The 20,852-nt window shown below is 58.7% G+C and carries 28 protein-coding genes; 4 read left to right on the top strand and 24 right to left on the bottom strand.

What is annotated here, in order from left to right:
* Nucleotides 1-140: 140 nt before the first annotated feature.
* Nucleotides 141-461: a hypothetical protein gene (locus tag LB513_RS02340; protein ID WP_224661830.1), complete on the bottom strand. Its 321-nt coding sequence runs from the start codon at nt 459-461 to the stop codon at nt 141-143.
* 4 nt (nt 462-465) lie between these two features.
* Complete coding sequence (locus tag LB513_RS02335) at nt 466-903, bottom strand: hypothetical protein (RefSeq protein ID WP_224661829.1); 438 nt, start codon at nt 901-903, stop codon at nt 466-468.
* Between the two features lie 791 nt (nt 904-1,694).
* On the opposite strand from LB513_RS02335, the gene LB513_RS02330 reads away from it, so the two are divergent.
* On the top strand, nt 1,695-3,122 hold the full coding sequence (locus LB513_RS02330) for a MobA/MobL family protein (protein ID WP_224661828.1): 1,428 nt from the start codon (nt 1,695-1,697) through the stop codon (nt 3,120-3,122).
* On the opposite strand, the gene LB513_RS02325 is transcribed toward LB513_RS02330, so the two are convergent.
* Entirely contained in the window at nt 3,117-4,652 is a 1,536-nt protein-coding gene (locus tag LB513_RS02325; protein ID WP_224661827.1) for a type IV secretory system conjugative DNA transfer family protein, read from the bottom strand. The two genes, LB513_RS02330 and LB513_RS02325, sit on opposite strands and share 6 nt — an antisense overlap.
* A gap of 103 nt (nt 4,653-4,755) precedes the next feature.
* Between LB513_RS02325 and LB513_RS02320 the strand changes: the two genes are divergently transcribed.
* The 3 genes from LB513_RS02320 to LB513_RS02310 all read left to right on the top strand — a co-directional run bounded on the left by LB513_RS02320 (nt 4,756) and on the right by LB513_RS02310 (nt 7,773).
* Nucleotides 4,756-5,652 (top strand): ArdC family protein, encoded by an 897-nt coding sequence (locus tag LB513_RS02320; RefSeq protein WP_224661826.1) that lies wholly within the window; start codon nt 4,756-4,758, stop codon nt 5,650-5,652.
* Nucleotides 5,653-5,746: 94 nt separating this feature from the next.
* Nucleotides 5,747-6,214, top strand: coding sequence for a hypothetical protein (locus LB513_RS02315; RefSeq protein WP_224661825.1), 468 nt, complete (start codon nt 5,747-5,749; stop codon nt 6,212-6,214).
* Between the two features lie 722 nt (nt 6,215-6,936).
* A complete protein-coding gene (locus tag LB513_RS02310) occupies nt 6,937-7,773 on the top strand; it encodes an RNA ligase family protein (RefSeq protein ID WP_224661931.1) in 837 nt (278 codons plus the stop codon).
* A 296-nt stretch (nt 7,774-8,069) separates the two neighbouring features.
* Here LB513_RS02310 and LB513_RS02305 read toward each other — a convergent pair whose 3' ends face one another.
* The 21 genes from LB513_RS02305 to LB513_RS02205 all read right to left on the bottom strand — a co-directional run bounded on the left by LB513_RS02305 (nt 8,070) and on the right by LB513_RS02205 (nt 20,825).
* The gene (locus tag LB513_RS02305) at nt 8,070-8,291 is read right to left on the bottom strand and encodes a hypothetical protein (RefSeq protein ID WP_224661824.1); all 222 of its coding nucleotides are present in this window, start codon (nt 8,289-8,291) and stop codon (nt 8,070-8,072) included.
* On the bottom strand, nt 8,281-8,478 hold the full coding sequence (locus LB513_RS02300) for a hypothetical protein (protein ID WP_224661823.1): 198 nt from the start codon (nt 8,476-8,478) through the stop codon (nt 8,281-8,283). The genes LB513_RS02305 and LB513_RS02300 overlap by 11 nt, the downstream gene beginning before the upstream one ends.
* A gap of 58 nt (nt 8,479-8,536) precedes the next feature.
* Nucleotides 8,537-8,941, bottom strand: a complete 405-nt coding sequence (locus LB513_RS02295) for a DUF5675 family protein (RefSeq protein ID WP_224661822.1) — start codon at nt 8,939-8,941, stop codon at nt 8,537-8,539.
* Between the two features lie 100 nt (nt 8,942-9,041).
* Nucleotides 9,042-9,365 (bottom strand): hypothetical protein, encoded by a 324-nt coding sequence (locus LB513_RS02290; RefSeq protein WP_224661821.1) that lies wholly within the window; start codon nt 9,363-9,365, stop codon nt 9,042-9,044.
* 57 nt (nt 9,366-9,422) lie between these two features.
* Entirely contained in the window at nt 9,423-9,623 is a 201-nt protein-coding gene (locus LB513_RS02285; protein WP_224661820.1) for a hypothetical protein, read from the bottom strand.
* Nucleotides 9,623-10,399: a hypothetical protein gene (locus LB513_RS02280; protein WP_224661819.1), complete on the bottom strand. Its 777-nt coding sequence runs from the start codon at nt 10,397-10,399 to the stop codon at nt 9,623-9,625. The genes LB513_RS02285 and LB513_RS02280 overlap by 1 nt, the downstream gene beginning before the upstream one ends.
* A gap of 309 nt (nt 10,400-10,708) precedes the next feature.
* The gene (locus LB513_RS02275) at nt 10,709-12,355 is read right to left on the bottom strand and encodes a hypothetical protein (RefSeq protein WP_224661818.1); all 1,647 of its coding nucleotides are present in this window, start codon (nt 12,353-12,355) and stop codon (nt 10,709-10,711) included.
* Nucleotides 12,352-13,107, bottom strand: a complete 756-nt coding sequence (locus LB513_RS02270) for a hypothetical protein (protein WP_224661817.1) — start codon at nt 13,105-13,107, stop codon at nt 12,352-12,354. Before LB513_RS02270 ends, LB513_RS02275 begins: the two co-directional genes overlap by 4 nt.
* Nucleotides 13,104-14,960 carry a tape measure protein gene (locus LB513_RS02265; RefSeq protein WP_224661816.1) on the bottom strand — a complete coding sequence of 619 codons (1,857 nt, stop codon included), beginning with the start codon at nt 14,958-14,960 and terminating at the stop codon, nt 13,104-13,106. Before LB513_RS02265 ends, LB513_RS02270 begins: the two co-directional genes overlap by 4 nt.
* On the bottom strand, nt 14,957-15,175 hold the full coding sequence (locus tag LB513_RS02260) for a phage tail assembly chaperone (RefSeq protein WP_263481930.1): 219 nt from the start codon (nt 15,173-15,175) through the stop codon (nt 14,957-14,959). Before LB513_RS02260 ends, LB513_RS02265 begins: the two co-directional genes overlap by 4 nt.
* A gap of 5 nt (nt 15,176-15,180) precedes the next feature.
* Nucleotides 15,181-15,525: a GTA-gp10 family protein gene (locus LB513_RS02255; RefSeq protein ID WP_224661815.1), complete on the bottom strand. Its 345-nt coding sequence runs from the start codon at nt 15,523-15,525 to the stop codon at nt 15,181-15,183.
* On the bottom strand, nt 15,525-15,941 hold the full coding sequence (locus LB513_RS02250; RefSeq protein ID WP_224661814.1) for a hypothetical protein: 417 nt from the start codon (nt 15,939-15,941) through the stop codon (nt 15,525-15,527). The genes LB513_RS02255 and LB513_RS02250 overlap by 1 nt, the downstream gene beginning before the upstream one ends.
* A 14-nt stretch (nt 15,942-15,955) precedes the next feature.
* A complete protein-coding gene (locus tag LB513_RS02245) occupies nt 15,956-16,363 on the bottom strand; it encodes a phage major tail protein, TP901-1 family (protein WP_224661813.1) in 408 nt (135 codons plus the stop codon).
* A 58-nt stretch (nt 16,364-16,421) separates the two neighbouring features.
* On the bottom strand, nt 16,422-16,826 hold the full coding sequence (locus LB513_RS02240) for a DUF3168 domain-containing protein (protein ID WP_224661812.1): 405 nt from the start codon (nt 16,824-16,826) through the stop codon (nt 16,422-16,424).
* Nucleotides 16,819-17,256: a hypothetical protein gene (locus LB513_RS02235; RefSeq protein ID WP_224661811.1), complete on the bottom strand. Its 438-nt coding sequence runs from the start codon at nt 17,254-17,256 to the stop codon at nt 16,819-16,821. The genes LB513_RS02240 and LB513_RS02235 overlap by 8 nt, the downstream gene beginning before the upstream one ends.
* A complete protein-coding gene (locus LB513_RS02230; protein WP_224661810.1) occupies nt 17,253-17,624 on the bottom strand; it encodes a phage head closure protein in 372 nt (123 codons plus the stop codon). The genes LB513_RS02235 and LB513_RS02230 overlap by 4 nt, the downstream gene beginning before the upstream one ends.
* A complete protein-coding gene (locus LB513_RS02225) occupies nt 17,624-18,247 on the bottom strand; it encodes a head-tail connector protein (RefSeq protein ID WP_224661809.1) in 624 nt (207 codons plus the stop codon). The genes LB513_RS02230 and LB513_RS02225 overlap by 1 nt, the downstream gene beginning before the upstream one ends.
* Nucleotides 18,248-18,249: 2 nt before the next feature.
* Entirely contained in the window at nt 18,250-18,450 is a 201-nt protein-coding gene (locus tag LB513_RS02220; protein WP_224661808.1) for a hypothetical protein, read from the bottom strand.
* A gap of 64 nt (nt 18,451-18,514) precedes the next feature.
* Entirely contained in the window at nt 18,515-18,916 is a 402-nt protein-coding gene (locus LB513_RS02215) for a hypothetical protein (RefSeq protein WP_224661807.1), read from the bottom strand.
* A 24-nt stretch (nt 18,917-18,940) separates the two neighbouring features.
* On the bottom strand, nt 18,941-20,176 hold the full coding sequence (locus LB513_RS02210; protein ID WP_224661806.1) for a phage major capsid protein: 1,236 nt from the start codon (nt 20,174-20,176) through the stop codon (nt 18,941-18,943).
* Entirely contained in the window at nt 20,160-20,825 is a 666-nt protein-coding gene (locus tag LB513_RS02205) for an HK97 family phage prohead protease (RefSeq protein WP_224661805.1), read from the bottom strand. Before LB513_RS02205 ends, LB513_RS02210 begins: the two co-directional genes overlap by 17 nt.
* Between the last annotated feature and the right edge of the window lie 27 nt (nt 20,826-20,852).

Below are 20,852 nucleotides of genomic sequence, written 5' to 3'. Positions count from 1 at the left end.
CATCCAGTTTACCGGTACGGCGCCATTCTTTTAAGGTGTCGTGGTGGATGCCGAGGAAATGGGCGGCTTCTTCCTCTCCGTATTCGCGGAACAGGCTTATTCCTTTTTCCTTGGCGACACCCTCACGCATCCACTGTATCTCATCCACAGGAAGCACCGGCGCCTAATACATAGGTTATAAGCTTCGGCAATTCAACGACGAGTATGAAGCCCGCGACCCCTACAAACGCCCACTTCTTGGCTCCCCAGAAAAGGCCATAAACGATAAGCACCATGAATAAGATCATGATGAACCGGCCCCACGCCATATAAGCCGACGCGGTGAAGGGAGCCGTCAAGCAATAAACGAATGGGTAGCTAAACCAATATCCACCCGCCCAGTTCACGAGAAGCAGAAGCAGCGCCACGCCGAGGGCGATTGACCCTGCATTCATCTTGGGCAGCTTCGACTGGCTTTTCATCGCCCTAAGCTTCCTGAAAAGTGACGCGGACATCAGCGACGTAGCACGGCCCGACTCCCGGCTTGACGATGGGTGTGTTTCTGAACACCACGCAGGGGCAGAGTCCGAACTGGGACAGGAAGGAGAACAGCGTCCTCCATTCCTGCCAGTATTCCAGCCCCACGAGATGCTCGCCAGAGATGAGCACCGGCTCGGTGAGCTTGAAGGCCTCCCGGTCACTGTTCACGATGGCGAAGAAGGCGTCCTTGATATGCTGTTCGAGCGAAATATCCTCGCCCAGCAAGGGAAGGTATTTGACGAGTTTGCCGCTTAGTGCAGTGTGGGCCTCGGCAAACGGCAGTGACATCACCAGAATATTGAGGTCGCCGATGCTCAAGCCGTCGCCGTCACGGTTTGCCGTGGACGCCACCTTGGCGGCATACTTCCTTGCGAGGTCGGACATGTTCAAGTTTGCACTGCACCTGGCTGAGTGGTCGGTTCTGATTGTAGCAGGACTCGTGACCGGGTTGGCGAGAGGCGTGTACAGGGCCGTTCGGGGTCTAAAGGCCGAGCCGCTGCCGGAAGCTCCTCCTCAGCAGCCAAGCCGTGAAGTTGTGCCCGTCCAACCCCAGCCGCGCTTGCAGCCGTCGCAGAGTCCCCCGTCGTCGCCCCTAGTGTCGCCAGACAATCGTATTTACATCACCACATCAAGTGCCGTGATGTTCGAACACCCCTACGCTGGTGAGCTGGACGAGATGGTGACGCGGTTCGCCACCTTACGCATGAACGCGAACCTCGTTTCCGAGATATCCATGCCGGAGCTGGACGACTCCGCAGCACCCCCCGACTATGCGCTGTATGCACCCCTGCCGCCGCCTATGCCGGTCCATCCGATGCCAGAGACCGATGGAGCCTTGTGGGCGGCCAGTCACACCGGTCTGACTCGCACTGACCTTCCTGCCTTAACCTTCCCTGTCCGAGCGTCTGCACCTGTTGCAGAGGAGCCACCCGAACCGGAGGAGCCCATGGTGTTGCTGCCCCCGATTCTTCGCTTGCCGGAGGAAGATGGGGCACTCTGGGTCGCCATAGCAGGCAAGATTTCCCCGTGTGACATTTCCCAACCCGTACCCCGTTAAGCCTCGTTAAGCCAAATGCGGAATTTTGGGGGTTAGCGTAGCGTGCCATGTAGGGATAGCGCAGTTAGACAATTTGAGAAATTGTCCCCAAGAGCTGCGCCTGTTGTAGATTGGCGGCATGGCACAGTTTGGTTACTTCCGGTTGGAGCACAGCTCGGTAAACCGTGCCGATAAAGGCGACGGATACCTAGCCGCGTCGGCCAACTATGCCGCTAACGACAACAAGTGCGCCAAGATCCTGCACATCAATATGGCGGCTGACAGGTACGCCATTCGTGACTATATCCAGCGTCACGAGGAAGGGATCTCCCGGAAGAACGCGAGGCTGGGGGACAAGATTTTACTGTCGCTGCCTACCGAGCTTTCGGACGAACACCGCGAGCTGGCGACGGCGCGTTTCCTCTGGGTGATTACCGGGGAAGGTCGGAGCCGGGCGGCGGCTTTCTACCATGCGGACAAAGCCCATAACCCGCACATGCACGTCATCCTCCTCGACCGGGACGTAGAGACCGGCCAAGCCGTTGCCATGATGGGCGCCAGCCGGTCGAACCGGATGAAGGCTGGACTTGAGCCAAACGCTACCGAGTGGCTGCGCAAAGTTTGGGAGCGACAATGCAACTCCGTTTGCGAGGAGTTCGGCTATGAGATCGTCATGGACCGGCGCACTAACCTGGAGCGCGGGTTGCCAGAAGCCGAGGAGCATCGCGGCTTCGACAACGACAACGCGGTTGACCACATAGAGCCCGAGCCATCTTCCGAACCCGACCTTGAAGCCGAGCCGGATATTGATACGGTGGATTTTCCTGAGGATGAAGACATGGCAGCTGCCGCCAGCATCGAGACGACTGCGCTTGAGAGCTACGAGGGCACGCCCCACGGCTTTCACGCCCGCGAGCTGTTTCGGACGGTTACCGAGCTTAACCGCAAGCATGACGCCGAGAAGCGCCTTGCCGAGGCGGAGCGTCGCTATGCGCTTGCCACGAAGGCACGCGAGAACACCAGCATCGCGGCGAGTGCCCACTTCATCCACGTCGAGAAAGCTCGTCAGACCGCCTACCAGGCCAAGCAGGATTTGCAGGCCCACGTCACTGGCAAAGGCAAGCTGAAGGGGTTCAAGCTACTCGGTTTCAAGACGCCGGGTCGCAAGCAGGCAGAACAGGCGCAAGACCGCGCCGAGCGAGCCGACGTTGCGGCGACCTACCATGCCAAAGAGCAGGAAGGTTATGACTACAACGCCAAGCTGGCGGAGACACGCGAGCAGGAGGCCGAGCGAGAGGCCTATGTACGCCGGAACGAGTTGCTGGACCTTTACGGGGACGCACAGGATTTAGCGCGAGCTGAAGAGGTGATGCAAAATACCGTAAAAGCTCATCTCCACGAAATCACCAAGGCAGGCACCACTGTCGAGCAAATGGCCGAAGCCATGTACGAAGGTGAGATTACGTCCGACGAGTTTCGAACCTACCTTGTCCAGTCTGGCCAGGAGGCGCTGCTTGCGGCCTACGATATGGGGATGGAAGACCCCAGCGAAGGCGAAGCGTTATAGGAATACCAGCCGCCGCTGCTTGCCTTCGCCCACGATCTTGAATGGCTTCTTCGGTTGGATGGATGTCACCCCCATCACCGCCGCCAATTCATCGGTTGGCATCCTTCGTAATTCATCCGCCTTCCGCACCCGTCGGGCTTGGTCGCTTTCGCTCTGGCTAGATCCGTTGTCGCTTTCGGAACGTGCAGGGTTGGCGATGGTTTTCTCGCCGATTGCCTTGCTAAAGTCCTCGTAAGTAGACATTTCCGTACCTCCACCAAAGATGACCGCGTTGCAGCTGTTGGTGATGACGGAGGCTTCCGGATAGATGTCGAAGATGTCCCGCATCCCCAGCACCCACATCATGAGCGACACTCCCATTTTGCCGGTCTCGGTAACAGCGGTGACGATGGCCGCGCAGTTCCCCAGCAGGCGGGTTTCGTCCACGAGGATGCGCAGCTCCTTTGGAAAATGCGGCTGGCCGTCGCCGGTATGGGTGGCGACGAAGTGCGGCCACATCTGAATACGGGTGTTGATGGCATTGCCGAGAATGAGGCGCGCGGCGGCGCCTTCAATGTCACTGCCGCCTGTGGTGACGAACACCACGACCGGGCGAGGATCTAGAAACACATCTTCCCAGGTGAAGCCGTCGGTTCCGGTGACATGGATAAAGCCTGGCCGCAGCCAGATGCCAAGCTTCCAAGTCATGGTGGTGCCGAAGCTGCCACGCTCGCGTTCGCCGGCATTCCGGTAAGCTACGACCGCGGCCTTTTCCAAGGGGCCGCCGTTGAGAATCATGTCGTCAAACATGACCGCCCGGTTTTTATCGTCGGCGATCATCATCTCGACCACGCTGTGCAGCTTGGCATTAGTGGGGTTGGTACGCAGCATGTAGGCGATGACGCCGGCCATGACGACGCGCGGGAAGTTTGTAAAATGCTCGTTGGCGCCTTTCTCGGCCGCCATGATGAGTTTCATGATCTGGTCGGCATCCTTCCCCTGGTGGAAAGGGTGGGCGCGCACGAAAGAGAGCGGATTGTGGTGATCACTCTGCATTGGCTGCTCAAAGTTCAGGAACAGCGTGCGATAGCCTTGGTTGATAAAGGTTCGCAGCACGGCAGGGCGAAGATCCCCGTGCGGGTCAAAACACACCACATCGGGTTTGCTGTCCCGCTTTGCCTGCGCCAGAAGCTGGGCCTTACCCATGTTTGATTTACCGGTGCGCCGGGGAGCGACCCCAATCACGCAGGCTTCCGCGTCAGTATAGACCCGGTGACCGTCTAAAAGCCCCATCAACCAGCCGTCAGGCTTGGCGTGGTTCGTGTTTTTGAGCTGTTTCCATGAGGCCAGCTCGGCATTGCCGTGGGTTGGTGCGGTCTTATTTCTTAAGCCCCAATAGCCTATTATTACGCGGCCGGCATCAGCAAACAGAGAGAATAAGACTCTGATTAGGTAGATGGCGATTTGGGCAGGCGCGGTGAGTAAATTCCATAGCTCTCTCATTCCACGGGCCACCCCATAGATGAATAAGATGGCTGCAATAAGGGACATGCAGTATTATTGGCACATCTAGCCTTAAACATCTTCACCCTTTTGCGCAGCCGCGAGACACCTCCGGCTAGATAGTCTTTTGCGGCCTTCAGCGAGGCTCCAAATGAAAATCAACGACCTCTACTCAACCATCACCGCAGTCGTCATCAAGCAGCTTGAGGACGGCGTTCCGCCATGGGTCAAACCATGGAAGGACGACCGGCTTCATGGTGTCGGCATGATCCCCACCAACCTTGTCACCGGCCGCCTTTACAGCGGTGGCAACATCCTCCTGCTTTGGATGGCCGCACATATCCACGGCTACTCCAACTTGCAGTTCTGCACCTATCAGCAAGTGAACAGCATAGGTGCCCAGGTCCGCAAGGGAGAACGCGCCCAACACGTCATCTTCACCAAGCATGTCATGCGTGACGGCGAGGAGGAGGGACAGCAGCGAGGCCAAACCATCGTGAAAAGCTATGCGGTGTTCAACCTCAGCCAACTCGACAAGGTGCCGGAATCCTATCTGGTACCCCAGCAGCCGGAACCGGAGGAACCGGAGAAGCTAACCCCGAAGGTCATTCTTGCCCGTGGCAGCGGCGTTCCGGTCCAGCATGGCGGCAACACGGCTTGCTATATCCCGTCCCGTGACGAGGTACAGATGCCCAGACCGTCGGCCTTTGTGGATGATGATGCCTACTGGCAAACCCTGATGCATGAACTAACGCACGCTACCGCCCACGAAAAGCGGTGCGGACGGAAACTCGGCAGGCGGTTCGGCGACGAGCAGTATGCGTTTGAAGAGCTGGTCGCGGAGTTGGGCAGTGCCTTCCTCTGCGCCCGACTAGGCATGCCCGCCGGCTACCGGTCAGCAAGCTATCTGGACAACTGGCTGAAGGTGCTGAAGTCGGACACCCGAGCCATCTTCACCGCAGCCAGCTATGCCGGGCAGGGTGCGGACTTCCTCTGGAACCAGGCCTTCCCGAAGGTCGAAGAGAAGCAGCTTGAGGCTGCCGAATAGCGAAATGCTTTGCCACCCCGTGAAAGGGGTGGCATTACTTTGCTTCATCTTGGACGCAAAGCCGTTGCACCACGGCAAATAGGATGCCTTACGCATGATGCCGGATAACTTGAAAGACCTTATTACGGCTGGAACTGCAATCGTCGGATCGGTGATTGCAGTTATATCCGCTACCATAGCGATAAGAAAATTTAGCTTGGATACCAAAGAAAGTGTGAATACGGCTGTAGCGGCTATTGTGCCAACAGACGCAATTTTCGCATCGGCTGCCGGATTCGATAATAAGAGGGCGCATTACAGAGGTCGATTTTTCGTCGAAACGGGCAAAGTCGCCATTTCTCATGCAAATTTCATCTTTTCTAACCCGCTTGTCGTCTGGCCTGCGTTTGTAGAGGAAAAAAATCCGCCAATTTCTATAGTTGCTGGAGAAGGGATTTACTTCTCGCCAGCGGATCCCGAAGCGTTTAATGAGCGAGTTGATAAGGGCAGAAGCCTGAAGATTGTGGTAGTGATGATGGACGGGTCAAAAGTCGAGAGCTCGGATTTCAACTTAGAAGGCTGACATAGTCCATACGTCTTAATCCAGTTTCCTCCACTGCGTACCAGAGGAAATGTTTGACCCCGCATTAGCTGTCCGCCATTGTTTTGGAGTTCCCTTCACGCCTGTTTATTGGTTCAGGCAGGGAATAGCCCAGCTGCCGAACGGTCTAGGTCATTGACACACGCCGCTGGCTCAAGGTGCAGCCCACCGTCACTAACAACGGAGGCAGATGACAGATCGCGATATGCCCCTCTGACCGTTGCTCCTCATGCCCGACCTGTCACAACCCGCCTTGAGGCGGGTTTTTTTGCCTTTCATTTGGGCGAGCGCCTACGGCGGCGTAGCCAGAAGACAAGCCCTATCAGCGCCGTTATGACGGTGGCGAAGTTTGCGCCATCCGCAATACAGTCTCGTAAGATTTGGTACATGTGTAGCTCCAACGCAATCCCAACGCCAGTTTCGATGACGCTTAGGCTGGCACCAGTACCTTGATCGGACGTTAACAGATCGGCACTACGGTTTAATAATTCGTTCATGCTTTTGTTTCGTTGGAGCTTTTTTTCGCTTTTAATTTCAGCACCAATCCGGCCTCTAAGAGCAGTATCGGTTTTTCACGTTAAGGAATCGCTTCCCGCCGGTGTAGGAAAGGGAACCGAAACCCCTCCCTGCCATTGAATCGCCCGGGACTGTGGAGTGTTGTGTTGCGTAAGACCGCGGATGGTCGATTGGCGTTCATCCCGCCAATGAAGCCTAGCCTTGTGGCCAAGCCGCCCGAGGCAGGCGAATGGATTCACGAAGCAAAGTTCGACGGCTACCGCACCCAGCTCCACATCGAGCCGGAAGGCCGGCGCATGTTCACCAGCAGCGGCATTGACTGGACCGCCAAATACAAGCCGCTGGTGAAGGTATCCGAGGCGCTGGATGTCTCCAGCGCCATCGTTGACGGCGAGGTCATCGTCCCCGATGCACAGGGCCTCTCGGACTTTGGCTCTCTGCGTTCAGCCATCACCCAGCGGCCGCAAGATCTGTACCTGATCGCCTTCGACCTACTGTACATCAACGGCCGGGACATACGCGCACTACCCGTCGAGGAGAGACGCGAGACCCTAGCCGAGATCATTCCTTCCGGCACCCGCATCCAGTTCAGCGAGGCAATGCCCGGAGATGGCCCGTCCGTTTTCCACCTAATCGACCAGGCCGGACTTGAGGGTATCGTGTCAAAGCGGGTGGGCAGCAGGTATCGCAGCGGCCAAACCAATGACTGGTTGAAGATCAAGAGCTATGCGGTCAGCGAGTTCGAGCTGCTTGGAGTCGAGCGGGAGGCGGGAAAGCCAGCCTTCGCGCTCATGGCCGACCGCGCTACCGGCAAATACGTCGGCTCGGCCTTCATCACCCTCAACCGCGAAATGCGGGAGAGGCTTTGGAAGCGGGTGCAAGACCATGCAGGTTCAGCGCCAAAAGGTATGAAAAGGCCGGCAACGCAATGGGTAAAGCCGGGCATCATCGCCCGAGTGAAGCACTTGAGGGGCGAGGAAGACCTGCGCCACGCGTCGTTGCTGGATTTCAGCGAGGGAGAGTGAGCTTCTCCACGGTGGCGATGATCGCTCTGGCAAGTGCCTCGCCCTCGTGAACCGGCTCTGGCCCATAAAGCGAAATGACAGCCTCTACACTGGGCAGAACGCCAGCTGGACAAGTTTCCTCAATCGCCATCCGGACCATCTTGAGAGCGGCCCAGGCATTCTCGTACGGTGTCTGTTCCATTGACGGGATGTGGCACTGCCACACCCTGCGTCAAGGGCAAGCGGCATCCATCGCAACGTCAAGTTTGAGCACGCTCCGCAGAGTTTCAGCCATATCGCCGTCGGACACAGTCGGCCTATTTGCCTGATACACGATACAGGCCGCGCTTCTTGAGCTCGCGCACGACATCAGCATCAGGCAGCAGCTCAACACCGGAAGCAGCTTTATTTGCACGATCCACAGCAGCCAGGTCGGCTTCGAGCTGGGCGACCTGCTGGCGGGACATGCCAAGGAAGAACGCCGACACGGCGCTCCATAGCGCCTTGACGATGTCGAGCAGGACGTTGTCACTCAGCAACGGCGGCGGGTTCGGTTGGAGATATGACCGTGGCCTTGGCGGCTTGGTATTGCTCGCCAAAGTCAGCAGCTTGCTTGCTCAGGTAGTCGGAGACTTGCGGATAACCTGCAGCTTCTGCCGCTTTCGAGCCTCCGTAGAATGCGGCCATTAGGACGAGCAGCCACGCAGCACCTTTAAAAAACTTCATCGTAAAACCCTTTCATTGAGGGAATTACACCACGTCACCGAATCGCCGACAAACGGAATTACGCATCCCTGACGGTAATGGTGAAAGGGGCAGGACCAATCTCCTGCCGCATCAGTTCGATCGCAAAAGCGCTGCTTGTGACCATGGAGAGCCGGTCTGTCACAGAGAAGCCGAGTCCCACCAGCAGGCAACCTTGGGTGTTGGCCAGGTAATTGCCGATGTGGAGGAGGATGTCTTTGCGACCGGGAACGTTTTCGACCTCCCACGTTTTCGGCTTAGTGACCTTGGACGCTGGCTCCCAGCCATGTGGAACGCACTTATAGGCTCCCACCGGAATACAGCTCACCCCGACCTTGTTGGCGTTCCACTGGTGTTCGAGGACATAGAGGGTCCGCGAGAGCCCGGTAAGACGCCCGATGGTGGCGCCGTTGAGTGTCAGGAAGCGGGTGAGCGTCAGGTTCACGTTCAGAACAGACGGTCAGCTACCACCGCGACGACGAAGGCCGCCAGGATCAGAAGGTCCTCAACGTCGAACCCCGACAGCACAGGCATCCGCAAAAGCTTCATGGCCTTTCCTCCTTTTTCGCGAATGGCGGCCATGAAAGGTCGGCTTCCTGAGCTTTCAATACTGCCTTGATAGCCACTCCCCCCGCCAAGAATGCACAGAACCCTGTCGCCTTGTCCCCCAGGTTGAACCAATCGTGCAGCAGATCTCCGCCCGTCGCCGGCAGGATGAACGCACTGATAAGCGTGGCTGCCGCGAGCGACGGTGACATTTGCTCTTTGGCCGCGAGAATTCGAACGACGCCGCCCATTAGGCCGAGCGTCCCCAGGCCTATCTCTCTTTGGTAGGCGGTCAGAAACTCTAGCAGCATTGCGGACAGCATTACTCATTCGCTTCATAGGACGGTAACACCAGGACGGGAGGTTTGTTTCGCATCAGGCTACTCAGCACTCTCAGGGATTGTCACAGAGCGCTTTGGTAGGGTGGCAAGAAAATCATGATGCACCGTATGGTTAGGGTCTGTCAGGACCGCTTCGTTCAAAATGAAAACGCCGTCCGGCAGCTCACGCGGTTCCAGCGCGGCACCGTTGGTGGTCGGCCCGCGTACGTGGTCAGCTTGTTCGGCTGTAAGGATGATCATTAGGCACCTCCGACTGCTGTGAGATAGGTATTAAATATCGTGTAGGCGTCCGCGAAGTTCTGGGGCGTCAACGCTGAGCCGAAGTGACCCACCGCAACACGCCGGGTCGTTGGGGATGGATTACCGTTCCGCTTACAGATGTGAACCGTTTCGGTGGTCATAGCAGCTGACGCTACAAGCCGGTTGCCGAGGAGCGCGCCGTTCTTATAGATGTCAATGCTCGCGCTATTGTTCCGTAGCCCGCCTGAATACCCACGCGCATCGGAGGCGGCGGCAGCTACGATGGTTTCGGCAGCGTTGAGTGCGACGCCCAAACCGTTAGTGGAGTTGCGGCTATTCACCCCCATAAAGGGCGTTCCCATGTCCCGTAAGTCAACGGCTTGGTCGGTATTGATCCACACAGCCGCGTGGGCACTGTTTTGCGAGAATTGTCCCCCAATGGTGCCGACAGCGCAGTTGGTTTCCAAGTACGCTGTAACCCCATCACTTCGGTAGCCTCGGTCAGTCGTAAACGTTGGGCTATTAACTGGAGACAGGGTATAACTGGAGCTTTTCCAATTTAGCCCGGCTGACTGACTATCGGCCGCCGCCATCACATAAAGAGCATCCATCTTGTCCCAGATGCCTGCGGCTTTTAAGGCCTTTACCATAGTGTCGATAAGGGCTGCGCGCGCCGCAGTCGGCGGCGTAGTCATTCTTGCGAACAGGGCAGCCGACGCCTGGTCAAACCCGTCCGAAGGCTGATCGGGATACCAGGTGCTGACGCCGATCTGCATTAGAACTCGGCGACGATGAGTGCCGCTGTGGTGCTGGTTTTAAGGAATTTGGAGACGGATATGGAATGCCGTGTGCCTGAGGCGACCGTGTAGGACACCGCTACCCCCGGCGCCCCCGACAACTCCACATTTAGTACCCCGCCGGTGCCAACGAAAACGGCCCGCGTGGGGGAGTTGGCAGACATTGCGTCATCAGTGGATGATAAGTCTACGGCCCGCGCCCGCGTAATGGATTGCTGACGGTCGAACATGGGCGGGTACTTTCGTTAGCCCATTAAGCCACCAATAAAGATGCTTGGCAATAAACCTTTAAGCGGGAAGTTCCAGCGCGGTATAGCTATATTGTGACCCGACGACCGTTTCCCGGAATTGGGTGATGATGAACTTAACCGGTTGCTGGGAACCATCCGGCGCTTGGAGCAACCTCGATACGATGTTGACCACGTCGCCGGTGCGGATATGGCTATCCTTGGCGTCCATCTGGAAGGCAACCTCCCGCAGGGTTTTCCCGTACCGGGCCAGATAGCGGTTTGCTACAGCCGTTGCCTCCGCGCCTGCATTAAAACCCAGCCACCGGCTCACAATCTCCTTTGGAACGGCGCCGGCATAGGCGTTGGGGCTTTCGGCAACGGTATCAATCACGAGTGCTGATTTGGACATGTTCTTAACGTCTGGTGTCATTGCCGAGGCGAAATTCCCGTCTGCGTAGGGGGGATATTTCTTGACCATCCCGTAGCTGACCTGCACGCGGCTCATGCGCTCTTTCTCGAGCACCTTCACCGTCATTGACCCTTCAAGAATGTTCTCCACGTCACGCAGGGTGGCAATGGAGGATGCGCCCGTGGAAAGAACCTTGAACTTCAGCTGAGCGTCCAGCTCATCCCACCAGAGTGCGCACCCGAAGTCCGTCAGCAATTCCTCGATGAGGGTTTTGACGCTTTCCTGCTCCACGATCACGGTTTCGACCGAGGTAGGATCGATGTACGCGTCGCACTCGGTCTGCCACGCTGAGTAGGGAATGTACGAGCTGTCGATTCCCGCAGCCAGAAGCAGGTCCCGTATCATCTGCACAGGGCGATAGGTGCCCGTTGCGTTCGGGAAAACTTCCCTGACGACCGTCCCAGCGCCATGGGCTAGTGCTGTGGTGATATACTCGTGCCGGGTTGAGGCGCTTAGGATGTCGCCTGGCGACACATTGACGTTCAGGATCTCATCGTCGAGGGCGATGAGAAAGGTGCCGGAGGGCAGAGTTGCTCCCACACCTGCCGGCGACATACTTACGTTGAAGGTGCTGTTCGGCGGCGCCCCTGCCGTGAGCGTTGCAGTCGGCTGGCGTGGCATCTTCGTTTTCTCGATTTCATCGAATCGCAGAAGATCCTTACCGACGATTTTCACACGGCCGTTGGCATCCGGGCCTTCGATGCGGTCGATGAAGTAGGTGCGGGTGAGGGTATAAACAGTGCGGTTGGCGTCGATATAGCCGGTATTCACCCGCATTACCCGGTTGGTGACTATGGCATTGCGAGCCTTCAGTTTGCCGAAGAAGGTGCCCTGATTGCGGGCGTCATAGCTGCGTGAAGCGATGTAGGGGTCGACTCCCCGATCGTGGTGCGGAAAGTCGTCAAGCGTGACCGTGACAGCCGCGCTGACAGAGAAGGCGCCGGGTTTGAGTTGGGTCGGCGCAATGTCCACGTCACTGATGCACGGGTAAACCGTTTCCCCGATCGGGAGGAATGAGTTTGCCTCCGTGAATTTGTATGTCTTGGTGCCCCGGCTGTAATGGGCGGCATCCTGACAGGTGGGGTAGGTGTTGAAGCACTTCTGGGTACCGGTGACGCCGACAGCCGCGGTGCAGGGTGCTGTGCCGTAGACATTGTTGCAGAAGTCCAGGTCGAGCTCGACAACGGTGATCGGCCGACGGCCGACCTTCACGCGAAGTTCGTTGTAGGTGGTCATTCGACAAGGCCCCGGATGGGGATGGTGACGCCCATGTAGCCGTAATAGACATGGGCGGGTGCCGGGATGTCCTGATCGGCCCAGCAGAACACGCACTCCAGCGGTTGACCGACATTGTCCGGCAGGAAGAAGAACGGTTTTTGCTCGGCATGGGCCACGAACGCGGGCCAGTTGCTGCGCATCCACGTGTCCGATGCCGCCCGCACCTCAAGCGATGATTTCACGCCTTTGGCGATGATGCTGCGCCCAAGGAAGGCGCCGCCCTCAGACTGGCTGTTGATCAGACGCGTTGTGCGGCCGAATGGAGGCGGGGTCCAGTTGAGGTACATGCCCCGCTCCAGCGACAGCGCGGACCCGAAGCTGATAACGGCAATGGCGAATACGCTGGTGCAGGTGATGACCACGCGAAATAGCGTGGATGTCTGTGCCGTAAACGTGACCAGGCGTGGCGCCCCATCAGTGGGAGTGATGGCTGCGAAGCAGTCGACGTAAGCGCTGCCGTTCCAGTATTGCAGTTTGATGGTCCCGCCGTGGGCATAGAGGTCGTGACCGTAGAAGGCGAAGTAATCGGCCGACTTGGCGGCGCCGAGGGTCAGGGTGAGGGTGATTGTTCCGCTTGCAGCCGGCTTGAAATAGTCCGACGTAAGCCAGTCATAGGCGTTCTGGACGGGAAACCCGGCATCCTCACTGGACGCCACAACCGTGCCCAGTTCGAGCAAGTTCTGGTAGCCGATGCGCACATTCGAGGTCATGCGTTCATCACCTGGACGCGGCTGCCGTCCTTCTGCGCATCGTTGATGAGGTCGATGAGGTCGCGGACCTGGTTCTTCGACATCTGGGCCGTCTCGCTGCCTTGCAGCGTGACCTGGATGACCTTCTGAGAGGCGGCGACGGATGAGGTGCCGCCCCCACCGCCGCCGAGGCTGTCTCCTCCAGAGAAACCCCCGTCGCCACCGGAGCCGCCACCGCTACCCATGGTGGCGAGCTGCGCGATACCAGTCGCTGCGATCGCAGCCACGTTGGCGTAGCCCAAGGTCGTGACATAAGCCGAGGTAGCACCGGTGGGATCGTATTTCAGGGCAGCAGCGGCAGCCACATGGGTTTCCATGATGGCCTGCGCAATCGCTCGGGCCTTGTCAAAGGCCAGCATGGCGATCGCTATGGCTTTGTTCTTGCCGGCAAATACCTGCATCAGCCCCTGAATGCTGTTGAGGGCTTTGCCACGCATGCTGACTTCCAGATCCGTGGCCTCCTTACGGATGTCCGTAAGCCTGTCTTGATAGGCCATTTCCGCGGCTATGCTGGCGTCCCGGTACTCGGATTCGGTGATGGCCTTCTTATCCAGAGCCTCTTTCAGTGTCTTAAGCTGCTTGTCCACTTCTAGAGCTGCCGCCTCACCAGGGTCGTTTTCTCGGGCGTTGGTGAGACCGATGGCGCTCACCTTGTCGCGCAATTGCTGGCGCATGCGTTCGGCCTTTTCCCGCGCCTTTTGCTGTGCTTCGCTTTCAGCCGGTGCCGGAATGCCGCCAAGCGAGTAGCTCCCGCTTGCTGAAGGATCCACGTGTGGCTGGACCGGTATGCGGATCTTGCCGGTCTGTGGGTGCGCCCCAGCGCCGAGGCCAACAAGTGCAAGCGCCTTGGTCTCGAACTCGCCAATCTTGTAGAGGGCCTGACCGATGCCGGAGGCGACATCGAGGGCGATCTTCGCGATGGCCGCCAGCGCCTGCGCAAACTTCACCAGGCCGTCCACCATGGCCGGGTCATTCAGGGCCTTGGTCAGATCCCGGACGCTCTCAACAACGACATCGAGGATGCCGCTGTTGGCAAGCTTGGATTGCAGTTCAAGAAGCGCATTTCCAAGGCGGTTGAACGCTGCCTGCGCGCCTTCGGCAGCCTCTGTGGCCTGCTTGCCGAACTGGTCACGGAAGGCCCGAGCCAGCTTCGGCAGGGCATCCGAGGAAAGCACCTCACCCTTGCCGATGAGTGCGTTGAACTCCTGCACCGACTTGCCGCTGGCCTGGGCCATGATTTCCATGGCGCCGGGAATAGCGGAAGCGAGCTGGAGCTTAAGCTCCTGCATCTGCACTGTACCCTTGCTGGCCATCTGCTCGATAGCAAGGAAAGCCGATTGCGCCCGGTCGGCGGGAAGGTGGAGGGCAGTCACAGCCTCCGCCACACCGGTGAAGACCTCCTTGGTTTGCTGGAAAGTCATGCCCGACCGCAGCGCTGACGCACTGAAGCTGGCGAAGCTGTTGGCGGAATCGAGGAAGCTCAAGCCAAGCCGTTCAGATTCGGCACGGACAAAGGCCAGTGCCTCAGTGGCGATCTTGGCATCGCCGGTAGCGGCGTTCATGCGGTAGCCGAGCGCCTGCACCTGCACACCGGCATCGACGATGCCTTTGCCAACCTTAAAGGCGACGAACGCGGCGCCCATTGCAACGATGGCGGTACGGGCGAGAAGGACCGAGGCTTGGAAGCCTTTGATTGAGGAAGATGCGGAATTCGAGAAGCGCTGCACGTCGCCGGCAGCGGATTGCAGGGAGGTCTGTAAACCCTTTACGTCAGCCCGAAGCTCAACAACCAGCGCTTCTAGGGTTTGGCTCACGCATCAGGCAATCTCTTGTTTCTCTCGCGGGCTTCATCTTCGGCTTTGAGGGTGAGGTACTCATCCCGCGATACCGCGGGATTAAGGTCAACGCCCTGAGAAACCAGATGGCCTTTCATAGCAGCAGTATATTCATAAATCGTGGCTTGCCAAAAGGTATTAGGCGACCACTTCAGTGCGCCGAGAGCGGAGGAGATTATATCCTCCCACGGCAGCTCGGTTATTGAGCCGCCGTCTCCGGCTTTCCCACGCTCACACCATTCAGCGCCATGCTGACGAATTCCACTACCGCCATGCTGACGTTGGTAAGACCGGCTTCCAGGATGGCGGCGCCAACCTCTGGTAGGGTGAGGCGGTTGTCGTCATGCCCGCGCAGGCCGTTGTGAATGACCACGGCGGCGTCCGTCACGGACAGGTCCCCTTGCTGGCCGAGCTGGTTGATGAGCGCCATGATGCTCTTGCCCACATCCTTCTCGATAGCCCGGATGGCGGTGAAGGTCGCACGCATGGTGCGCTCTTCGCCCGCGAGTATGATTTTGACTTCGTTGCGGAGGGTGTTGGCCATTACTGGGACTGACTTATTGCGGAGACGCTCACAGCAGTGGTGGAGGTCAACTGGACCTGCACCGTGCCTTGTGGCGTGTTCCAGCGCCCCTGGGGAAAGGGGCCGATCAGCGCGTAGGTGTTGGCAGGAACAGCCACAGTCAGGTCGGTGAGCGGAACGCTCCCGTAGCCTGCCTGGGACATAGTTTGCGCCTGCGTCTTGGCGGTAGCACTGATGCCGGTGGCGCCGGTTTTCACCACCAGCATCGTGTCTCCATCATTGGTGAAGTAGGTGTTGCTGATGGCCGTGGTCATGCTGGTCGTGAGGTTCAGGATGTTGAACGAGCTGGCCGCGGTGGTGCTGATGTTGGCAGCCTGCGCAAACACGCTGGCCACGAACAGGCTAAGGCCGGTTGTAACGAGGAGGAGTTTCTTCATGTCGAGACTTCCGGTTAGCTGATGGTAACCGCGCCCGCAGATTCGAGCGTGAGGTTGTAGGTGACGGTGTCCTTGTAGGAGCCGGCTTCTTCGTAGGAAGCCACCATGAAGTTGCCCTGGTAGGTCTTGGCGACCGCGCCGGGCATGACCAGTTGGTAGTTGCGGTGGGCATTGGTGCTGGCATCGACTCGGATGGCAGCAGCGGCGGCGTCTTCGACGTATACGCCTTGAAGCTTGATGCTGATGGAGTTGACGCCGGCGCCTTCGAGGAGCTTGCGGATGCCGGAATCGTCGGAGTTGGTGATGTCGACCGGTTCGTTGTTGATGGTAAGGGTCACTTCACGAGCGCCCCCCACGGTTGCGTAGGTGGTACCCGTGGTGTTGTACTTGACGAGCACTGCCCGCCCTTTTTGTGCAGCCAAATTATGACCCTTCCGTTATTGGTTTTAGACTAAGGCTTAAACCGCATGGTGCGCAACATTAAACTACGATGACGTCCAGCTCGCCGACCGACTGCCATGTTTTGCCGTCGTCTTCGATAAACGCGTCGCTCAGGCCGGAATACTCGCACTTCACCAATGTTCCGGTATCAAGGGCGATGGCATTCTCCTGCCGGTCAAGTGCCGTCAGCGAGGCCGCCCGGATGAGCAGCACCTCTGAAGCACTCGCCTTGCGGCTGTGAGCTTGCAGGCGGACGGTATGGGACTGGCCGCTGAAGTCGTTCGCGGCAAAAGGTTCGCTCTGGATGGAGACAACAAGGTACGGGAATGCCGCGCCCTGCGGCACGTCAGAGTAAATCCGCTGGCCGACAAGAGTGGTCACGGGAGCGCTCGCCTTAAGTGCGGCGATGATGCCCTTGATGACGGGAAAGGCGGTATCAGACATTTCTCAGCGCCTCGTTGACGGCGTTGCGCACCCGTTCGGTGATGGCAGATGCGTTGGCCTTGAGGGTGGGACGTAGCCACGGACGTGCCGCCATGCGGCTGGTGCCGTATTCAAGGTAGCGGCCGTGGGCGAGGGTTGTGCCGAAGAAGGCGGAGAGCTTGTCGGCGGCGACACGGAAGAACAGGGACGACACGAGCTGACCGGTGTCGGTTTTTGGGAATTCGCCTGGTGCGGACGCCTGATGGCTGACAGTACGACGGGTGTAGACACGGCCTGCGCGCCCGCCACCCTGTATCTTCTGCTTGGCATAGGCATCGAGCAGGACAACGGAGCCGGCCAACGCGTTACCGATGCCCGCGCGCGCCTGCAGCGGGATCTGGTTAAGCTGCTTGATGAGCTTGTCCGAGCCGCGGACGGTGACCCCGTTCATGAGGCTTCTCCTTCCACGCAAAACAGCTGCTGGTACTCGGTCCCCTCGGTCTTCATGTCGGATGCGAGGTTGCGCACGGCTTTGATGTTGTAGATGCGAGAGCCGTACAGCACGCGCAGGGTAGCTGCCGAGGTCGTATCGGAGAGCGCGCCTTGGTAGCGAACCGTAATACGGGCATCGACGCGGCTTTGCAGCTGGGCGCTCACGTAGATTTCACGGCCCGCCATGGGCTCTATCTCAGCCCAGAGCGGAAGCAGCTCACTCCACGTCTCAGAGCGCCCACCGACGGCGTCTTCGAGCACGGCGGCAGACTGGACGGAGATCCGCTTGTTGGCGACGGACGGGAAATCGGCACCGCACTTGCACATCAGAAGGCACCGAATGCCTCGGCGAGGCGGAAGGCGTCATACGCGGACTTGCTGCCTTCGGGGATGTCGCCGCAAACCTTGGCCGTATAGCTGGCAGCTACGTGCTGGAGGATGCCCTGCTTGATGGGCTCCGGCACGGTCGCAGCAGCATCGCCGTAACCGGCAACGAACAAGATTTTCACGGCAGCATTGGCCCGCAGGCTAGTGGGCCAGCTGTAGCCGCTGTTGAGCAGGACACGGCCGGCGTCCTTATCCAGCGCATAGGTGGCGGTCGACACGATCGTTTCCGCGTTGGCGCTGTCGGTGGTCTTGATGCTGGTGATGGATTGGATGGGTTGCCGGGAAAGCTGAATGGTTTGGCTGCCGTCCACGAGGAACGGAGTTGGCGCGACATGGAAGCCGGGAGGCGGGACGATCTCCACCCCGAACCGGTCCATGGTGAGTTGCCAAGTCTGGCTGATGAATGCCCGCTTGGTATATTCCTCTGCCGATCGCCGGCAGGCCGCAATCAGAATGGTAAGCACCGCGTCGTCTGCGCTGTTGTCGATACGCAGGTAGGTTTTCACATCAGCCAACGACACCGGCTCAGTAGCCGGTGCGGTGACTAACGTGTAGGCTTTCAAGGCTAGGAAGCCTTGTTCGCGGGCGCCTTGCCGATCGCCTTGTTGGCGGGCGCGGCGGCTACGGCCTTTTCGCCTTCGACGAGCTTGGCATCCTTCTCGGCGAGGAAGCAGGTGCCGAGGGCTTCTGAGACCTCATAGGTTTCGCCTTCGTCATACATCTGGACGGTGGCGCCGTCATTGGAGCCCAGTTTGCTCCGGAGCATCAGGATCTTCATCGTAATGACTTTCATTGATTAAAAGCGGGGCGGCGAACCGCCCCTTCAGGCCCTAGGCAGCCGGACCGACCGTCGGACGGCCAAGGATGGCAGTCGCGCCGACCGTGGCGCCGGAAGTCACGCCGGTGCTGACAACGCTCACGCGCACGTAGCGTTTGTTGCCGACGTAGCCGAGCTTCTTCATGGTTTGGGCGGCCGCTACTGCGGTGCCGGCAGCGGTGCCCACGAGGTCGTCGGCAGCCGGAGTGGCGCCATCAGACAGGCCGGAGTCGTCGCCATGGGTGACGGCAAGCGTGTAGGTGCCGTCGGTCCGCGCACCGACGTTCAGGACGAACGTCAGGGCGTTGTAACCTTGGGTATCGAGGATGACACCGTTGGTGGTGGTGCTGGACGTGATGGCCGCCGTGTTAAGGGCAACCTTCGGCGTCATACCGTTTGCGGAATCGAACTGCATGTTCGGGACTTTCGATTGTTACTGTTAGGCCATCTTCAGAAGCTTGATGGCTTCGAAGTTCACCACTTCGCCACCGGTGCGCTTTTCAGCGTAGAACTTGGCAAAGCCCGGCAGGGTGTAGGGGTCGCGCAGCACGGAGATAGCTGTACGGTCCACGATGGTGTACCCCGCGCCAAAGTCTCCGTACGCCACCGACAGGGAGTTGGAGGCGATGATCGGCATGTCATCGGCGAGGTAAACAGGCTTCTCGAGCAACGTGAGCGTCGGGCCGAGAACGGAGCCCTGAGGGCCGGTCTGCGGTTGCAGGTTGAAGAAGCGGAAGATGTTGGTGCCGGACAGCTTCAGGTATTCGATGAAGGTGGCACGCTTCATCAGCAGGGAGGCGCGGGCCTGGTAGCCTTCCTTCAGGCTGCCCATCAGAGAGATGAGGCCCTGTTCAGTCGGCGCCGAGGTGCTGCCGTTGGCAATCTGTTCGATCTTGCCGCGCTCGTAGGCGCCGGCCACTGACCATGCGGGATAGGTCAGGATACCGCGCGGCTGGCTGACGCCGTTGCCGTTGATGAAAGCGGTGTTTTCCGTGCGGCCGAACTTATCGGACAGCTTGCGGGTCAGCCAGGCTTCGATGTCGATGGAGCTATCGGCCAACATTTCGTTGGTGACTTTTGGATAGGCCGCCATCTTCTTGGCAACGATTTCCAGACGACCGAGGGTCGGGGTACCGGTTTCGCTGATAGAGTCGCCTTCACCCAGCCAGACAGCACCGGCTTCATCGTCATCGAGCACGATTTCGACACTCTTGCTGGTGGTCTTGATGACGTTGGCCACCTGACGCATCGGCGAGGTTTCGAAAATGCGGGTTTGCACCACGCCAAGCATCTGGGCTGTGATGAGGTAGCCGCCGCTGGCGAGGTTGTCAGTGGCAAGAGACTTGACCTTTTCGGGGTCCATGCCCTGGGTGGTGCCACCCTTGCGGAGGTATTCGCCGTATGCTTCGCGCAGGACGCGGTTAGCGGCTTCTTCGGCCTTCTCGCGGGTTGAGCCGGCATCACCGGCAACGCGCTGCATGGCAGCTTCGATGTCGGCGTTCTTGGCTTGGATGGCGGCAAGTTTGTCGGCCACGTCTTCGGCCAGCTTGTCGATTTGGGCCTTCACAGCGGCGCTTGTGTCGGTCTTCAGTTTTTCCTGTGCAGACTTGAGGTCCTGCAGGCCGGTTTGCAGCTCGGTACCGAGCTGTGCCAGCTCTTTAAGTTGCGGTTCCATTAGGGAGGGACTTTCGTAATTGGTCTAGGGCACCTTGCAGCGCCAACTGTGCCAATGCCGCGTCCCCACCCTCCCGGTGGGCTTGCAATGCATTGAAGCCTTTGGAAGCTATGAGCTTGGCTTCCGACTGGCTGTATTTGCCTGCCTCACGCAGGAAATTCTCAAAATCCCGAATGGTATCGGGCGCGGATTTGACCGCTGAAATGGTTGCCGCCTCATTGGCGGGGAAGGTCACGATGGAGACCTCGTACAGACGCACTTCCTTGATGTGCGTGATGCGGGTGTCGGCGTTCGTTTCCTCACGGACAGTTCGGAAACCGATGGAAAGTCCACTCAGGGCGCCTTGCTTGAGCAGGGAGTAGGCTTCACGGGCCGCCTGCACTTCGAGGTTGAGCTTACCGCGGACAAAGAGGCCGCGTTCATCTTCACGGGCTTCTAGATAGACGCCGCCAACCATCCACGTGGAGTGCTGAAGCAGGAGCTTGGGGAGACCGTTCTTGGCGAGGCTGTCAACGAATGCACCCTTGTCGACGACTTCGTTGTAACTGTCGACCACGCCAAACACGGAGCCATAACCTTCGAACTCCCCGCTATTGTCGTCACCAACAGCCTTAAACTCGGCGTTGAACTCAAGGTGCTTATTCTTCATGCCTTCATTAAACTCACATCATTAAAC

Source organism: Mesorhizobium sp. ES1-1, from assembly GCF_020164785.1.
Taxonomy (GTDB): domain Bacteria; phylum Pseudomonadota; class Alphaproteobacteria; order Rhizobiales; family Rhizobiaceae; genus Mesorhizobium.
Note: the sequence above shows the minus strand (reverse complement) of the source record. Positions and strands in the feature narration are given on the sequence as shown.

Bases quoted from the DNA above. Each gene is read 5' to 3' on its own strand.
- LB513_RS02340 (WP_224661830.1), bottom strand. From the start codon at position 461: ATGAAAAGCCAGTCGAAGCTGCCCAAGATGAATGCAGGGTCAATCGCC.
- LB513_RS02335 (WP_224661829.1), bottom strand. From the start codon at position 903: ATGTCCGACCTCGCAAGGAAGTATGCCGCCAAGGTGGCGTCCACGGCA.
- LB513_RS02330 (WP_224661828.1), top strand. From the start codon at position 1,695: ATGGCACAGTTTGGTTACTTCCGGTTGGAGCACAGCTCGGTAAACCGT.
- LB513_RS02325 (WP_224661827.1), bottom strand. From the start codon at position 4,652: ATGTCCCTTATTGCAGCCATCTTATTCATCTATGGGGTGGCCCGTGGA.
- LB513_RS02320 (WP_224661826.1), top strand. From the start codon at position 4,756: ATGAAAATCAACGACCTCTACTCAACCATCACCGCAGTCGTCATCAAG.
- LB513_RS02315 (WP_224661825.1), top strand. From the start codon at position 5,747: ATGATGCCGGATAACTTGAAAGACCTTATTACGGCTGGAACTGCAATC.
- LB513_RS02310 (WP_224661931.1), top strand. From the start codon at position 6,937: ATGAAGCCTAGCCTTGTGGCCAAGCCGCCCGAGGCAGGCGAATGGATT.
- LB513_RS02300 (WP_224661823.1), bottom strand. From the start codon at position 8,478: ATGAAGTTTTTTAAAGGTGCTGCGTGGCTGCTCGTCCTAATGGCCGCA.
- LB513_RS02290 (WP_224661821.1), bottom strand. From the start codon at position 9,365: ATGCTGTCCGCAATGCTGCTAGAGTTTCTGACCGCCTACCAAAGAGAG.
- LB513_RS02285 (WP_224661820.1), bottom strand. From the start codon at position 9,623: ATGATCATCCTTACAGCCGAACAAGCTGACCACGTACGCGGGCCGACC.
- LB513_RS02280 (WP_224661819.1), bottom strand. From the start codon at position 10,399: ATGCAGATCGGCGTCAGCACCTGGTATCCCGATCAGCCTTCGGACGGG.
- LB513_RS02275 (WP_224661818.1), bottom strand. From the start codon at position 12,355: ATGACCACCTACAACGAACTTCGCGTGAAGGTCGGCCGTCGGCCGATC.
- LB513_RS02270 (WP_224661817.1), bottom strand. From the start codon at position 13,107: ATGACCTCGAATGTGCGCATCGGCTACCAGAACTTGCTCGAACTGGGC.
- LB513_RS02255 (WP_224661815.1), bottom strand. From the start codon at position 15,525: ATGGCCAACACCCTCCGCAACGAAGTCAAAATCATACTCGCGGGCGAA.
- LB513_RS02250 (WP_224661814.1), bottom strand. From the start codon at position 15,941: ATGAAGAAACTCCTCCTCGTTACAACCGGCCTTAGCCTGTTCGTGGCC.
- LB513_RS02240 (WP_224661812.1), bottom strand. From the start codon at position 16,826: ATGTCTGATACCGCCTTTCCCGTCATCAAGGGCATCATCGCCGCACTT.
- LB513_RS02235 (WP_224661811.1), bottom strand. From the start codon at position 17,256: ATGAACGGGGTCACCGTCCGCGGCTCGGACAAGCTCATCAAGCAGCTT.
- LB513_RS02230 (WP_224661810.1), bottom strand. From the start codon at position 17,624: ATGTGCAAGTGCGGTGCCGATTTCCCGTCCGTCGCCAACAAGCGGATC.
- LB513_RS02220 (WP_224661808.1), bottom strand. From the start codon at position 18,450: ATGCTCCGGAGCAAACTGGGCTCCAATGACGGCGCCACCGTCCAGATG.
- LB513_RS02215 (WP_224661807.1), bottom strand. From the start codon at position 18,916: ATGCAGTTCGATTCCGCAAACGGTATGACGCCGAAGGTTGCCCTTAAC.
- LB513_RS02210 (WP_224661806.1), bottom strand. From the start codon at position 20,176: ATGGAACCGCAACTTAAAGAGCTGGCACAGCTCGGTACCGAGCTGCAA.
- LB513_RS02205 (WP_224661805.1), bottom strand. From the start codon at position 20,825: ATGAAGAATAAGCACCTTGAGTTCAACGCCGAGTTTAAGGCTGTTGGT.